Consider the following 16,313-nt stretch of genomic DNA (forward strand, 5'->3'; position numbering starts at 1 on the left):
AGATCGCAAAATCAATCTTGAAGGTAATGGCCGCTATATGAAATACGCAAGAACTCACTTTGCAGCTGAGAGCCGTGTCCTTAACTTGATGAAGTATGAGTCATACGATAATACCGCCTGAGTTCTCAAGAAGACTCTCTTTCAAAGACACAATCAATCTTTTATTCTTTGCCAAAAAGAAGCCTGTCACTGTTTTTCCGAACTTTTCACGTGAAGTGTCTAACGCAGCCTCGCTCACGCTTCTTCACACGAGGAAAGCCAATATCTCTCGCATCTTCAAAACCATAAAATCTCATGATGCACTCCGTTCTGAAGAGTTCTGAAGACAGTTATTACACATGTCAAAAACCCATTCAAGGACACTGTTCTCTTACAACTACCAAATGGAATATGAGCAAATATTTATGAGAATTATTGTGACATTCTAGGTATCCTTATGAACCATTTTCTCTTTAGTCAAACCTAGATGACATACTTTTTCACAATGGTGCGAAACTTCAACGCCATTTCACAGAGCCAATCAAATTGTTTGAGCCAAGCGCTTTCGCCTTTCTTGATATCACCATCTTGCAGTACAAGAATTCGACACGCCTTACTTGCTGTACGCCATTCGACCGAACTTCCAAGATCTAGTTCAATGGAATCTTTATTGACTTTGAATTTCTCAAACCGTTCTTTATCATCATTAATGTAAATCTCTACACCCAGCCGCTTCTTCTGCGTATTGGCGGTAAGAGCAATATGATAAGCAGAGCTTCCCACACTTAGATCGTACCAGTGCTGAGGATGAGCTTTTCGTTTGGAGAAGGCTCTTGAGAATTCTGGTTTTGCAAACGCATAATCACGAAACGCTTGCCAGAAGTCCAGCTGTAGCTTCTTAGTATCGGACAATCCTTCAGATGCCTTTACAATCTTAGACCAGTCATTGGGACGTTCAACTACATTGAATTTCGGTGCTGGCAAAGAATCGTTTATCTTCCAAAGCTCAATTTCTATTAAGAAGAATCCAATATTTTCGTCTGTGTGCTGGTTAATCCACTCAACTGCTTGTTTGTGCTCATCTCTTGCTCTTCTAACAATCCACACAATCACTTCGGCTCCTTTACCTGAAGCATAGGTGATTATCTTTCCTAAGTGGTCATGGTTTGTTTCTTCCAGCTGGTTCTCAATAATGATTTTCCGACCTGTTCCGTCTTCACAGTTCCATAGAGATCAACATTGAACCCTCCAACAGGAGACTCTAGTTCTTCGAAAACAATATCAATTCCGATTGCATCACTAAGTAGGACCAAATTCTCTTCTTGAGCTAACCATTTGGAAAAGTCATGCGTCTCATGTTGCCATATTCTTCTCAAGTCATCGACACGTTCAATTCTACCCAGTGCTGGCATGCAGTTACCTCCTTGTTTCACAAATAATCCTCCGACCCCTTCTGTGGAAAATCCACTTAGCAAGAAAATGAAGCAGAAAATGCTAGAACTAAATTGCCTCAATGTTCTTCAGCAATCAGGCTTTCTTCACAGTATTATTGGCTTCGCTAAGGACCCTTCGGTGCATTGACTATTCATCATTAATTCTAGTTTCATTCTTTCTTCGATAATTCGGATGTTCACTAAACTCCATTTCCGGCCATCAATCCTCCAGCCTCGCGCGCATAAAGGCGTCTTCGGGGCCGGCGATGGGTATGGGTATGATTTTCGAGATCGTGTCCATAGATACACTTGCGAGGTTTGCCATCTGTTCCAGGGGTACGGTGATAGATTTGGCTCCGTTTTCTGCGAGCATCGTTACCCTGTCGACGAAGGACAGCGTGGTCTTAAGGCTTCCCGTTATCGTCATATCTCCTATTATTCCCAATCCCTTCTTCAGGGTGTTCTTGTGTATGGCGGAAAGTATGGAGACGAATATGGCGACCGTTATGTCATCGCCCACTTCGCTGCCTATCATAGGGGTGAGCTGCACCGCTATGTCGTAATCCTTCAACGCCGAGTTGGATGGCAGGTACTTTCGCTGATTAGAGCCTATGCAGGAGATCGTGGTCTTCAGAGCTTCCTTCGCTTTCATCCCGCCACCGCTTATGTTCTGCCTTCCCGAACCGGGAACAACTATAGTTTCTACCTTCAGCAGTGTCGTCTTTCCGCCGGCAATCGAGACTGTATAGACCACGCCCGGGGGCAGTGGATCCTGCGAGATCAGGGCCTTGCTTCCTCCCTCGTTCACGGATACATAGGTTTCCTTTTTGCTCTCCTTATCTATGTACGAGAAGTTCGTGTCCCAGAACTCGAGCCCTCCAAGTTTCTTCAGCTGCTCCTTTACTCTCCTCCGGCATTCTATGGAGAAGGCCAGGACTTCTTCTATCGCTTCTTTAGTGTACTCCCCGTCCGGATAGAGAAGTTTCAACAAACCGGATAGAGTCTTTCGGACCGCCTTCTCGTCTCTCCTGTTCAGCTGGCTCCCGAAGTTGAAGTAACTGTCCGGTGCGTTAACTGCGGAACTTCCCCTTAAGGACCTCATAACCTCGGAGAAGTAGTCTATTGCGAAACCGAAGTGATCTGTGAAGAGTTCGGCTCTGAGTTTCGCCACTTCCCAGCCCGGAAGATATGCGTGTATCCTGTCCAGAAGTGCGGTGTCTTGCATCTCTACGGGGAAGGGCTCAAATAGATGAGACATCTTCAACAGAGTCTGCACATCATCGTTAATGTTTCCGTTGAAGACTATGCCCGCCTCGGCAACCACCTCTACCTTTCTAGCGAAAGTCCCAGATTCCATAAAGTCTTTCAGCATCTGAAGCGCCTGTTTGTCTTTGAACTGCATCCCGGCAACTTCGTCGAAGGCTATCAGATCCCATTCTCCTACGAGTCCGACCTTTCGTGTGGCTATGTTGTAGAAAAGCTGGGCGACGGTAGTGTTTCCCCCGGATAAGAGGAATGAACAAGGCGAGATTTCTCGGTATATGTACGACTTACCGGTAGCTCTCGGTCCCAGTTCCACGAGGTTGTAGTTCTTTTCGACCAGAGGGACGAGTCTGAGAAGCTGGAAGAGCTTCTGTCTGTCGTCCATCTTCTTCGGTTCGAGACCTATCGAGCGTATTATGAGGTCGGTCCACTCGCCCACCGTGAACTCTTTTCTTCTATCCACGAATTGGTCTCGTATGAAGTTGCTCAACTGTATGGGATGTATCTTCTCTACTACAAAAGGCCTTCCGGGGTAGGTGTTGTGGTCGTAGATCAAATCTATTATCGCCCACATACCACCGAGAAGCATTTTAGGATGCTCCTTCACCAGTTCGTCTGTAATTACCCCGTTCTTTATGCTCAGGTTCTGCAGTCCGGCGATGTATTCGTTTTTGGTTATGTCCAACCAGGCGTCTATCCTGTCTATGACACGAAAGAAGCCTTTATCGCGGAGCTGCATCTTCACGAGTTCCGCCATATCCGGTCTGAGAAAGTGTTTCTCCAGTATCTCCCTGACGCTATCCACGCCCTTTATGTCTCTGGGATCGGACAGGTCGGCGTAGGTTCCTAGCAGGTGCTCGAGGACGTAAGTCGGGACGTTGTAGCCTATCTTCAAGTTCCTGACGAGCGACTTTTTTATCACGTACTCGGGATATATCTTCAGAACCTTCAGGTCTAGGGCGTCCAGCTCCACTCTTCTCTCCCCCAATCAGAATATGCGCTCTCTCGTTGGCAAATACTCACACTCCACCCAGTCCATAAGAGTGCCGTCTTCCAAATCTCTCACTTCAATCTTGAAGGTTTCGCCGCTCTTCGCGTTCACCTTTATTTTCTGTCTCGTTTCCTCGTTTACCGCCTCTTCTATCTCGATCTTTTGATCCAGGCACTGTATATACACCCTGGGAGCGATACCGAACATATCTATCTCGGTGAAGAGGAAGACTTCGAAGTGATCCTTCTGAACCACTTTCAGTCTATCTTTATTTCCGATCATCACTCTCTTTCTTCTCTCCCCCACAACTGGGGTTATGACTAGGTGAGGGATTATTACCTCCTGGTAAGTTATTCCTCCGTGCCAGAAGTGGCCGCCGTAGTCTTTGAAGACGTTCCCACTGTTTGCGTACAGTATGTAGCTGCTGCCGGTCTGTTCGTATTTGCCTTCCTCGGGTTTGGCGCTGTTTAGGCTGTACCTGATTCCGGATGAGTAGCTTACAGTCTTGTCCTGTTTGACCGTCTCTCCGGGGACGGGAAGATAGAAGCCGTGGTCACTCGTGAAGTGCACCTCATAGCCCGCCTTTACCAGTTTGTCTGCCATATCGGAGAGTTTGGTCATTATGTCTCCATAGAATTCCATCAGCTCTTCGTGGCCCATAGAGTCTATGTCTCGAGTCTTTACAACCAGCTTTTCTGTCTCGGGCAGTTCCGAGCCCAGCTGGATTATCTCCACTCCCGGAAGGAGTTCCTTCAGGTTTTCCTCTCTATTCGGAACGCTATCCAGCGTCTTGCCGGTCTTCTTATCCACTATGAAGACTCTTTTGTCCTTCAGTATCTTTTCGATCTCTCCGGATGAGAAGAGTGCTCCCATTCCCACGGGCGTTTCCGTTGGCGTTACCGCGAGTATGGGCTTGTTTTGTACATTCGCCTTTCTCTTAAGACTAAGCTCACAGGAGAGTTCGTATCTCAGGGCATCTACCACGATAATTGCCTTCTTGCCCTCACCCTTCAGTATTCTGTAAAGGAGGCCGGGTTGTTCCGTTTGAATCTTAGGATCGTAATGGCTCTTCCAGTGGTTCTCCGCTATCTTGTTTATCCCGGATACTTTTTTCACAGCCCAGGTTTTCAGTTTGTCGGGGAGGTGGGAGTGTCTCAGTTTCCTGTCGAGAGAGTCGTATTTCCAGAGAGTGCTCGAGTAAACAGAGAGAAAGCTCTCCAGCGAGCCTATGCTCGAGAGGTCGGGCTCTTGCAGGAGCGGTTCTAGCCAGAGGAGTTCCTCCCAGTAGACTCCAGCTTCTCTGTCCTCGTCTCTCTTCTTTCTCTTTCTAGTCCTCTCTTTCGCGAACTCTATCGCCTGTGCGGCGTTTTCTTCCTGTAAGATGGCCTGTATTTTCTTATCGAATAGCTCTTTCTCAATAACCGTGAATGGATGCTTGCAATCATCCTCGAAGAGCTCAATATTAGCAAGAAGTTCTTCCTTGCGGACCTTGGAGAATTTCTCTGCGTGGAGGTGAAGGCTCTCTTCCCACTCGCTCTCTCTCGTCCATTCACTGTAGTATTCGTGAAGTTCATCACCCGGTCTGCTCTTGTATGAGGCCTCGAGTATCTTCTCGGCTATGAGGGTTGAGGCTTCCTCCGGTGAGGAAGAGGCAGTGAGCTTCAGGTCGAAGGTCGCGTTTGCGAAGTGAGTGAAGATGAAGTTCCTTTCTGCTTCCGACAGGCTCTTGGCGTAGTTGCTGTCGCTTAACAGCTCCCACAGGCTCTCCTTCACAATCTTGCTTATGTTCTCCAAACCTCGTTTCTTCAGGTCTTGCCACCAGTCTTTATCCCTATTCAGGCCGTACCTCACGAGAGAAACGAGGAAGTCTTTCTTGAAGTCTCCACGGGCAATTCTGAGCTCACTCAGCAGGTTTATGGCAGATATTAACTCTCCGTTTCCCCTGTCCCAGTACTCCGCAAGATAGACGAGATCCTTCTCCGAGCGGTTGGCTATGTAAACGATGACCTTTCTGCCAGACTGGGCAAGACTCTCTGCCTCGAGCATCGTGAGAAACTCCCTGTCGAGATTTTCCAGTACCAGGTAGTGCCAGCCCTGTTCCTCGAAGTAAGAGAGACTTTCCCGCAGCAAGAGATCGGAGTCTTTTAACACCACGGGTATTGAACTGTCCAGTTTCTCGAGTCTTGTCAATACGATGCCAAGCAGGTACATAAGACTACCACTCCACTTTCAGCATTTTGTCCATAAGCTTTTTGCTGAGTACGTCGAATTTCAGCAGCCCTCTCTTCTGGAGAGGCGCGATGTTTTTTGCCACGCCTCCGTCCACTTCGGGGAGGTAGCTCCCATCCGCCAGTTCGCCGAGGGCGTTTGAGAATCTCTCCAGTTCTGCCAGTTTCTCCATTAGCTTTTCTCTGTTCTTTTCGTTCAGTTCGGTCGCAAGCGAGTTCTCGAGTGTTCTCTTCACGTCTCCGAGGTACTTCGATCTCAATAGAAGCATCTTGTCGTAACTCCAGCTGTGATGAAGAACGAGGAAGTTCACGCTTCCCTTATCCGATGTAAGCTGCCAGATTATTGGTCGGCTCATAAACCTCTTGGAGTGATCCTTGAAGAAGTCTTTAAGCATGTAATCATCCAGTTTCTTCCCGAGGAGATTTTCCAGCTCGTTGTAGGTGTCGCCTATCCCTAGGGCACGCCATCTCTCTATTATCCTCGTCGCTATTGAAGTCTCTCCCGTATCCGTGGAGAGTGAGAGTATTCCGTCGTCGTCTTCTCTCATTATCTCTATCGCGAGAGCCTGTATGTGTTCAGAGATAACGTCCTTAACTGCCTCCGATGGAAGGGCGTCTATCTTCGAAAGCTCTTCGACTACGGTTACGGGGCTGACTTTTAGAGTCCCGGCCAGTTCTTCGACTATGCCGAATTCCATCCCCGTTATGGCTTCGCTCTTACCCGAGCCTCTATCGTGTCTGTGTTTCATATACAGCTTCTTCAATGTCTTTCTCTCGTCTTCATTAAGATCTCTGGGAGGGTATGCGCCGACAGGTATGCCTTCGGACTCGAGGACCTCCAGGACGGCGGCGTAGAGGTCAGATGAACCGTCCTTCGTCCTTAGTCCCAGATCGTGGACCCGTCCTTCGTTAAGAGCAGAACGCGCATCTTCCGTGAGCGACCCCAAGGGCCCGGATTGTGTAATCACATCCAAAAGCGTCAGGTCTTCGGGAAGGAGTTCGTAGAGCTTCAATACGAGTTCGTCGTTTACAGCCTCGTTTATAAGCAATCTCGCCTCGAGCTCTGCCTTATGCAGGAAGAACTTCTTCAGGGCGCTCTTCACATTCACAGGGCCGCCCTCTTCGCTTATCTCTTTCAGCCCCCAGGAGAGAGGGTCGTGTTTGAAGTCGCGCTCCATAACGTGGAAGCTATACAACTCTTTCTTTATCTCTATGCAGTCCCTGGCAAGAGAGGAGAGAGTAACCGAGTTGAGCGTGGAGAGTGGGGAGTGAGGAGAGAGGATCCGCAGTAGGTCTTGGATTTCACTGGGGCTTAGGGCTTTACTACCCAGGGTAGATGGATCAGGGATTGGAAGATTCTTTAAATCACTAACCTGATAATGAACAGTGGGGTTTTCAACATTCGCGAGCAGATTTATCAGTTTACTATTGATGATACCTAGATAGTTTTTTGGATTACTATTGTCAGTGAAGATCGATGAAGATACCACATCAAATATGATGTTTTTCGGGCTATATCTTATGCTTAGGGACGAAGATGTGGTTTGTGGAAAAGTCAACCCCTCTCTGAAGTAGTGGGGAATGTTATCCAACCTTGATCCAGAAAGCTTTCTCATTTCATTGCCATCTTCCCAAGACACTACCCACCACAAGTTCCCGTACCACTTGTTGTAAGGTCCCCCTTTAGCGTAGGGCACCCACTTCTTTCTATCGCTCTTGTAATCTAGCGAGATGTCTACTTGCTCCACTTCCCACCAAAAACGGAGGAATTGATCGTTATTGCCTGTGCTTAAGCCGTGAGCAACTTTGGCATACTTCATAAGGGGCTTGTACTTCCTGAACAGCTCCCTTATACTGTCGTTTATCCAGTAAACGAAGGGATAGCCCGGGATTTTCTTGAACTCGTTTTGGTTTAGTGTATATGCTCTTTGGGGTACTCTTCCGGCCAGGGTTTCCTGTATGGTCCTGACCTTCTCTTCGTAATCCAGATCTTTCACACTATGAAATGACGATTCCAAATGACCGTTGCCCCTCTCTATGGAGAACATAACGGTATTAACTATCTCGCCTCCTATGCTCTTGAACGCCCGCGGCCCGAGGTGAACCAGAGAGGAGATCCTCGCACTGTCCAGAAGTATCTTCCTCAGCTTTTCGTGTGAGGATATGAACATAAAGGACTGCATCGTAACCATACCCAAAAAACCTCTCTCAGCCGCTAAATCTAAGCACTTTTCTATGAAGGCCGAGTACATATCCGATTTCGAGTCGGGATAGTAATCCTTCAGGAAGGTCTTCATATCTTCAGAGAGCGTTCCCGAGTCTCTATAGGGCGGGTTCGTGACAACAACATCGTATTCGCTTAACAGGAGTCTTATCGCACTGAACTGTTTGGCGTAATCGCTGTTTAGAAGCGAAGAAACGGCATCCACGTGTGCCGGAAGTTTTTCCTCTATCGTGTCTACCATTTTCTGTATGAGCCTGTCCATAGACCTGTCTGGAGATGCTTCCATAAGCGCAGATGTCTTCTCTGTCTTTCTCTTTTTGCCTGCAGGCTTCATTCTGAAGAGAGAGCCGATCATATTGAGTTTCTTGAGGCTTGTTAGGGTCTCCATAAGGTTGCGAATCACAGGGTTGGTGAGGTCGGAAAGACCCATTGAGATCATAAGGTCGGATTCGTCGAAGTGATCCATAGAGAGTGCATAAAGGTTCGACCTCTTCAATTTCGTGTTCCTGGATAGCTTCTTGGCCTTCAGATAGAGGCTCAGGGCAGTCAACTGTATCGCCCTGTCATCTATGTCAAGACCGAAGAGGTTGTTCTCAACTATCTTCTGGGGAATATTTTCACTGTGCCCGCAATCCAAGTACATCTGGTGAAGCAGATCCATAGCGTAGAGGAGGAAGTGGCCGCTTCCACAGGCAGGATCCATAACGGTTATCTCTTCAACTGACTTCTTTTCGCGACTCTTTACCGGTACCGTTGTGTCGTAATACTTCAGGGAGTTTCTTAAGGGGCTTTCGGGGTGCATCTCCAACCAGTACCGACCTAGTGTGTTATCTAGTATGTATTTCACTATGTAGTCTTCTGTGTAGAACTGGGTGACACTCACGAGTTTGTAAGAGGAATCGACCTTCTTTTTTGCCGAGATTTCGGCGTAGATCCTCGCTTTTTCTGCGTCCTGGTAATACTGGTAAATCCAGCCTATTATGTCGTCTTTCAGCCATTCATCAGGGTCTATGGAGTTGATTAGGTCTATCACAGCTACCGTTTCGCTCGGTCGTGGCAGAAAGCCGTAGCGGCTGCCGTTATACAGCTGGGGAAGCTCCTGTGAGAGAGTCTGGAAGACTTCTCTCAGTACGGTGTTTATTCCCTGGCCAGGTTCGCTGTTTGCCTGCGGATTGCGGCTTAGATAAAGGTAGTGAGCCTCGCTCTTTCCCCCAGTGTCTATGCTCTTGGTTACATATGTCCGCTCGATCAAGCCTCTGAGCTCCATCACTTTCAGTCCGACCAGCCTGTTGAGCGTGGTGAATGAGGCCTCCTGCACAAACTTATTTCTCGCTTCTTTTGCACCGAGCTGTTTCTCGTCTGCCTGTATTATGGGAAGTATCTGGTTTCGCAGGTCTTCGAAACCCGTTGTCGGCTCTCTGTAATCGCCGTTTTCGGTTATGCCGCACTGTTTGAGAAGGAGTGGGTATGATTTCTCCAGAGTCTCGCGAATCTGTATTATCGTCTTTTCGAGATCGGCCATATCAGTCCTCCAGCTCTATCTCTAGCTCGGTGTCTTCTGAAACAGAGAGTTTTTCCAGTTCTCGCTTCAATTCCCGATAGGTGAGTTTTCTCTTTAGCTTCAATTTTTTTGGCTGTTCTTCCTTTCTCGTGGAATTATCCAACTTTTCAGGTGACTTTTCCCTCATAAAGCTGTCGAAGGAGTCCTTAAGCTTCTCCAGCCTGTTAGAGAACTCCGTTATGTAAAGACTGGCTTCATTCAATCCGGTGTGGCACTTCTCGCATTTTATGGAGAACTGTATTTCAAGCTCTCCACAGGGAGGAGTTGGTCTTCTAAACCAGTCCTGATCTCCCGTTCTCTTCCCCAGCGAGTTTGTCTCGTCCTGTATGGAATCGAGATATTCGTGTATCTTCTTTAGCCATTCGTCTCTATCGTCGTGAATGGGGTTGAAGTAGCTCTTGTAGGTGTTGCGTAGATTCTCGAAGGTGCTATCGAGATCGGTGCCGAAGGAGGCTATGCTGGGCAGAGTGTCCTTATACTCTTTCAAGATCGCGGAAAGTTTTTCGCTCTGGTCTTTCTCGAAGGCACCCTTGGAGATTTCACCTTCCAGCTCGTGAAGGAAGGTTTTCTGTCTGCGAATCAGCTCGTAGTTCTTATCTAGGAACTGCTCAGTCTTGTCTGCGGTCTCCTTCAGTTCGCGTATAGAATCTCTCTCGCGAAGCAGGTCATCCAGACAGTCGCTATCGCCACCGGTGAGAGTGTTTATCATCGTTCTTAAAGTATCTAGATTCCATTTCACATCGGCACCGAGTTTTTCCATATTTTCTTTCAACTCATTCATTCTCTTGTCGAGATGTTTCATAGCTTCCAGTGCCCGAGATATGAATTCGCTCCTGGGTGACTGGAGCGAAAGTCTCCCGTCGTCCATAAGCGGGTTTATGATGTCCATAAGATACTGCTTGTCGGACGGCTTAAGGACTACGCTGCGCCGTATCCTGGCCTTCTTGAATTCGCTGACGCTCTTCAGAGCCTTATGCACATCGGCCTTTCCGTAATAGTCTGAATTGTTTACCATTATCTTTCCGCCACGGATGAGACAGGCCACTGAATAGATTATCGTTTCCGGGGTCCAACCATACGGAGGAGAAGAGAACTTTTCCAGCAGAGTCTCTCCCGTCTGATCCTCTTCCAGATACTCTATGACCGGAGAGATTATCTTGTGTGTCTCGATCAGCTCCCCGTTGTCGTTGAATACTCTGTGGTCGTCATCTAATCGGATTGTCTTCAGCGTGTTCTGGGGTCCGCTCAATACTCCGTCTATGTCCTTGCTCGTGGCGGTTGTGTAGGTGATCTCTGTGTAATGGCCGGGGATTACCTTTTCCTTCAGGAGGTCCTTAAGCTCGTTTATTAGGCTGGAAGTAGGTTTCAATTCGCCCTCGTAAAGAAGCTGTCCCGAGTCTATTGCTTTTCGCAACACCCGACCCAGCTCGTTTTTCTTGTCGTTCATTATCCTGCCGTACTTGGTCAGGATTTCGTGTATGCCCTCTCCCGTCTTTTTCGTTCTGAAGGAGTTCAGCGAGGCGTCCAGGCTCTTTATCTCCCTTGCCAGATCGCCAATGGTGTCGTCGGCCTCGGGGATTACATAGACAGTATCGCGGTGGTTCATTGACTCGAATTCGAGACCTTCCACGTTCACACCAGTGAAGGGAGCGATGCGGACCTGGAGACCCTTCTTCTTGCCGCCGATCGCTGCGTTATCCAGGAACCATTCTATGGGAATCGAGGGACCATCACCGTAACGGATTTCCTTGTAGTTGAAGATGTTCAGCAGTTGACGGACTATCTCTTCGTTTCTCTTTGGGATGTCTATCACGGTGTTATCCATCTCTGCTATGAATTCTCTCTCGAGGTCTGTTACGAGTGTTATCTCACCGTTGTAGCGTGTGACGTATTTCGCCTTCTCGAGGTAGTCGAGGGCATCCTTTACTTCCTTGGTGAGTTCATACTGTTTGTCGAAGATGTTCTTGCAGAGCATACGGGTAATCACCGTTTCGCTCGCGCTTATCTTATTCAGGTTTTTCAGTATATGAAGCGTCTTTAGTATGTCGGAGGCCTTCACGTTCTTTCCCATATAATCGTCGGCACTGTAAACAAGATGGGTGACTCCTGAGCCGAAGAAGGAGGGACCTAGTGCGTCGAATAGGTCGGTGGCGCTCACAACCCGTCCGAACTCTTCATCCTTCACATTCTTCAGTATCGTGTCTACGAGAAAGATGAACTTGCGGGCCGTCGCCTGGTAATACGTAGAGCCGATGGTGTTTTGAACCAGATCGGGGAGTAGCTGGAACTGGTATGGATGGAAGGGGTAGTAGGTCATAAGGTCGTCTTTGGTTTCGGTCTTCCTGTAACTTCCGTTCGTGTCGCTGAGGGTCGTTATGTTCCCCTGGTTTTCTCTCATCGTCTTCTCGAACAGGGGCTCTGCATCTATCTTTTTCTTCAGCAGTCTTTCGCGGGCGACCTCATCCACGTTCTCTGACGTGAGGTCGAGTCTCACTTCGAAACGGTCTGTCAATTTGCCCAGCTTTCTCTTGTCGAAGTCCCTGTTGGCTATTAGCTGGTCCAGCTTCTCCTGTGAGGTAACTATTAGCCTGACCGATCCCTTGCCCTTTGCGGCGAAGGCCTCAGCGACTCCCTGCAGGGCCAGTATTCTGTCTTCGTTGTCTTTGAGGGATATCACGTACTGTCCGATTTCATCTACTATGAATACGAGTCTCTTCCCGGTCTTCATCGTGTAATCGACACAGTGTTCGGCAAGAACGGCCGGCGACAGGCTGTCGTATTTGTTGACTGCGGATTTCAGGAATTCACCTGCTTCATCCGGTGAGTAGCCAATTCTTTCGGTCATAGCCTTTACCGCGTAGCGGCGGAACTCTCCGACGTTCTGCGCCACTTTCGAGTAGTCGTTTCCACTCTGCTCTATGTAATTTCGTATCTCTTCGAGGTGACCGAATGTGTCTAATTCATACTCCATTATCGCTACGTTAGGGAATGAAGAGTAGCCACAGGTTTCGAGAAACTTCTTGAAGATCGACTGCTGTATCGTTTCCATATTCAGGGAGCTGTCGGCAGTCATTTCGAACATAACGATGGTGCTCGGTATGCTGTTCAATGACTTTATGTTTCCCTTTATGAATTCCGGGTTCGTGCAGTTGCTCAATCTCTCATTGAAGAGTTCGCGGGCCGTTATTCCCTTAGGTAGTGTGTGGTTCGTAAGGAGATACCCGATTATCTTCGCGAAGTAGGACTTTCCCGAACCGAAGAAGCCGGAGATCCAAACGCCTATCCTGTCTGTAGAGAGAAGCTTGTAGTTCGTCAGAAAGGTTTCGAGGTGTCTCTCTATCTGGTGAGTGACTATGTACTGGGAGATTTCTTTCTCTTCGACGGTGAGATCCTGCTCACCGGCCTTTATTACGAGAGGGACTTCGTCTTCGATGTTTATCCTCAGAAGCTCTTTAATCTTCATTCCCTTACCCCCTAGTCCTTCTATCTCAAATTACCAATGCCCTGTAAACCGAAGTGGTGTGTCTTCCATCCAGGAATGTCAGTATGTGTTCCTTCCTCTTTCCAGGATAGATGAACAAGACGGGATTGACGAGTTTGCCCGTCACTTCCTCTATTAACGGATTAAGGCCGAAGAGGCCGTTGAGTATGCCCAGCCTGTGTATAACCGTTAGAGGGTTGTCCTTTGAGGATTTCACTATGCTCTCTGTCATTTTTGAATGCAAGAGATGGGCGAAGTCTTTTATGCAGGACTTGCCCAGAAAGGAGAAGTCATCTGCCAAATTGTCCATTCCATAACTGGTGGCCGTCTCTGAAATTATGCTCCCCAGATTCAACAGCTTACTCCTACCTTCAAAGCGTATCTTAAGTTCTCGGATGGCTGTCGTCTCTTCCTTGGGAGAGACTATGAGTACAACCGCCTTCGAGCCTTCGGTCTCACTGGTCAATGAATCTACCCTCTCCAGCTTTTCAGAGAGTATGTTTAGCTTCTCTGAAAGTGAAAGGTTATTCTTCAAGTGCATTTGGCAGCACCTCGAAATCTATTTTTGGTTCCAGCCTAACTATGTTTCCGGCCATCGCAAACTCGATTATTCCCGAAGCGTTCATTTCTACCAGGTAAGAAACAAGATCCCTCTCGTCTAGGAGAAGGTACTTGAAATCATCCGAGTGCAGGATTTTCGATGGGGAGAGACCTGAATTGAAAAGGAAGTAAAGGATAGCCATAACGCTATTCTTATTTGGGCGGAAGTAATTCAAGTCTATGTTTCTTCCATTCGCATTCGCCATTCCTAGTTTAGAGGTTATGGCGAGGTAATTGGTTACCCTCTTATCCGACATATATGCGGTAAAGCCTTTCTCCTTGACGATGCAATCAATAACGTCTTCACGAAGCAAAAAGGCGGCTCCTTTATGGTATGCAGGGAATATCTGCTCGAGTGTAATGGCCCTGACCAATTCGTCTCTCTCACAGTTCTTCCAGAAGAGAATCTCTCGTTTAGTCTGAGTCTCTATGGTTTCAGAAGTCATTATGCGCGCGAAGACCCTCAGAGCTTCAGGTGAGAAACCCTTCACGTAGTCTCCTATGAGCCAACTTGCCAGTCTTCTTCTGTATTCGCCAGAACTGACTCGAAACGGATCGTCTAAAACGAGATGACGTTTTATTTCCTCTGCGCTCCTTCCCTTCATAACTTCGGCCATTATGTAAATGACATTCTCTAGATGATCAAATGCTCTGTTGAGGTGTGTTTTTGAGTTTGACGGCATATAGGAGACCCTCCACATTAGGTAAATAGATTATAACAACGTGATTGTCATTTCACCAAGTGCAAAGTCTGGCGCTTATTTGTCACGTCATCTGGTCACAAGTCGAGAAGCCCTCTGAGGTTTGTCTTACGAAGTAGATTTGCGGCATACTGCTTCAGTGATTAAAGCTGAATTTTGTGTGTATTTACAAGAAATGTTGACATTAGTCTCGTCGGAAGTGGATCGAAAACAACTCGCTCATGAAAAAACGGTCGAGAGCATCCTTCTTCGCGTGAACCACAATTTCTCAAAGAGATAATTAGTTTCCTAGTTTGATTATGAGGCTTTCGAATCTCAGCAAAATGTCGTAGCCAATTGCCTACTATTACTATTGGGTTTCATTCATATGAAAATAGGTGATTTTCACCTGAGCTTGGTCTTGGGGATTCTACATCTATAAAATAGTGACTGATAAACGAAGACCGGTCTTCGGATTATCAAGAAGAGTCTCTTCGATTTTCTGAACTCTCAAAAGGAGTGGCAAGAGAATTCGACTCAGCGGATTCTATCTTTTTCATGGGAATTTAGGTAATAAGTTCTGCTTCTAAAAAGCAGCTCCGCTTGTTGGATGATAGATATTCTCAAAACGGATTCAGGTTTTGCTTAAGGAGGTGATCTTGAATGCAGCTCTGCGTAGAAAACAACTGATCACTATACAGATAGGGAGGGAGAAGATACGAAATTCAACTGCGTTATTCTTTTCGAGCACTCGAAAGGCTTATGAAGCGAACAGTCTTAACAAAACTTAAAGAATAGTTAAGTGCTTGGAATCAGGGTTTCTTTGCGATTATGATTTGCCCAGTCGGTGTTTCCTGTTCCGATTCCGTATGAAAAATCTCAAACCGAAAGAAGGTGGGCAAGTTGGTAAGAAGAAAAAAAGGATCTCCTGCAAGAGATCCTAAAAGGTACAAAGGATATTTTTCCCGAAGAAATTCTAGCACAGGAAGATTCGTTAGTTCCTATCGTGATCGTTTCCGCAACATTTCCTCGGAGGAAAGAGCTCACAGGGAGTACCACAGGATTATGAACGAGATCTACGACAGGAATCGCGATTCCTATCCGAATGTAGTTGAAGAGAGGAGAGAGTTAATTGAGAGTCTCAAGATCTAATACCACATCTATTTTCAGAGTAAAGAAGCAAAGAAATTTCGTAGCGATCGACAAAAACTTTCTGAGCGATCCTTCTCTTTCATGCAAGGCGAAAGGGCTTCTCGCCTTCTTTCTTTCCAAACCAGATGACTGGGAGTTTCGGCTCTCCGAAATCAGGAGGAATTTCAAGGATGGAAAGGAGAGTATTAGAAGGGGAATTGAAGAACTCCAGAAGGCCGGTTACGTGAAGAAGGTGAAGTTGCGAGGAACGAAGGGCAAGTTCGACGGGGTGAGGTACCTGATTTACGAAACTCCTTATTTGAGCGAGGTTCACCCGCAAACCGATTTCCCGGCTTCGGCAAAACCGAAAGCGGATAATCCGGCGGCGGAAAACCCGTTACTACTAAATAATGATATTACTAAGGATACTTCGTATCGTGCAGGCACGAGCGAAGATATATCTAAGTGGGGAAAGAATGACTTCATAAAAAGAACTGCAAGTCTGATAAAAGAGAGGCTGGAAATCGAAGACAATTACAAACTTGCAGCTGCGCTAATAGGAGATTCAGATCGACAGATCGACTGGTATTTCCCCATGTGGCTTGTCGAACATTTCACCGACGCAATAAACAGAGCAGATGATAAGAAGAAGTACCTATTCTCGCTCCTAAAGAAACCAGAGTTATGGAAGCTCTTCATGAGTTTTCTCGAGAGCGAGTCGTTCAATGGAAGGGGGTTATGA

The 16,313-nt window shown here is 47.1% G+C and carries 10 protein-coding genes; 2 read left to right on the forward strand and 8 right to left on the reverse strand.

Features of this window, described 5'->3' with window-relative positions; genetic code table 11:
• Nucleotides 1-462 precede the first annotated feature (462 nt).
• The 8 genes from Y697_RS03830 to Y697_RS03860 form a co-directional block, all read right to left on the reverse strand.
• A complete protein-coding gene (locus Y697_RS03830; RefSeq protein ID WP_220665722.1) occupies nucleotides 463-1,092 on the reverse strand; it encodes a DUF4268 domain-containing protein in 630 nt (209 codons plus the stop codon).
• A gap of 38 nt (nucleotides 1,093-1,130) precedes the next feature.
• A complete protein-coding gene (locus Y697_RS14820) occupies nucleotides 1,131-1,391 on the reverse strand; it encodes a hypothetical protein (protein ID WP_006490269.1) in 261 nt (86 codons plus the stop codon).
• Between the two features lie 241 nt (nucleotides 1,392-1,632).
• Nucleotides 1,633-3,648: a protease Lon-related BREX system protein BrxL gene (gene brxL, locus Y697_RS03835; RefSeq protein ID WP_183083700.1), complete on the reverse strand. Its 2,016-nt coding sequence runs from the start codon at nucleotides 3,646-3,648 to the stop codon at nucleotides 1,633-1,635.
• Between the two features lie 15 nt (nucleotides 3,649-3,663).
• Entirely contained in the window at nucleotides 3,664-5,877 is a 2,214-nt protein-coding gene (locus Y697_RS03840) for a PglZ domain-containing protein (protein ID WP_121550385.1), read from the reverse strand.
• Between the two features lie 4 nt (nucleotides 5,878-5,881).
• The gene (gene pglX, locus Y697_RS03845) at nucleotides 5,882-9,640 is read right to left on the reverse strand and encodes a BREX-1 system adenine-specific DNA-methyltransferase PglX (RefSeq protein WP_121550386.1); all 3,759 of its coding nucleotides are present in this window, start codon (nucleotides 9,638-9,640) and stop codon (nucleotides 5,882-5,884) included.
• A 1-nt stretch (nucleotide 9,641) separates the two neighbouring features.
• Nucleotides 9,642-13,142 (reverse strand): BREX system P-loop protein BrxC, encoded by a 3,501-nt coding sequence (gene brxC / locus Y697_RS03850; protein WP_121550387.1) that lies wholly within the window; start codon nucleotides 13,140-13,142, stop codon nucleotides 9,642-9,644.
• Between the two features lie 25 nt (nucleotides 13,143-13,167).
• Nucleotides 13,168-13,701 (reverse strand): hypothetical protein, encoded by a 534-nt coding sequence (locus tag Y697_RS03855; protein WP_121550388.1) that lies wholly within the window; start codon nucleotides 13,699-13,701, stop codon nucleotides 13,168-13,170.
• Nucleotides 13,685-14,443, reverse strand: coding sequence for a hypothetical protein (locus Y697_RS03860; protein WP_121550389.1), 759 nt, complete (start codon nucleotides 14,441-14,443; stop codon nucleotides 13,685-13,687). Before Y697_RS03860 ends, Y697_RS03855 begins: the two co-directional genes overlap by 17 nt.
• A gap of 900 nt (nucleotides 14,444-15,343) precedes the next feature.
• Between Y697_RS03860 and Y697_RS03865 the strand changes: the two genes are divergently transcribed.
• Together Y697_RS03865 and Y697_RS03870 are read left to right on the forward strand one after the other, a co-directional pair.
• Complete coding sequence (locus tag Y697_RS03865) at nucleotides 15,344-15,592, forward strand: hypothetical protein (protein ID WP_121550390.1); 249 nt, start codon at nucleotides 15,344-15,346, stop codon at nucleotides 15,590-15,592.
• Nucleotides 15,573-16,313 carry a hypothetical protein gene (locus tag Y697_RS03870; RefSeq protein WP_121550391.1) on the forward strand — a complete coding sequence of 247 codons (741 nt, stop codon included), beginning with the start codon at nucleotides 15,573-15,575 and terminating at the stop codon, nucleotides 16,311-16,313. The genes Y697_RS03865 and Y697_RS03870 overlap by 20 nt, the downstream gene beginning before the upstream one ends.

Source organism: Mesotoga sp. BH458_6_3_2_1 (assembly GCF_003664995.1).
Taxonomy (GTDB): Bacteria; Thermotogota; Thermotogae; order Petrotogales; family Kosmotogaceae; genus Mesotoga.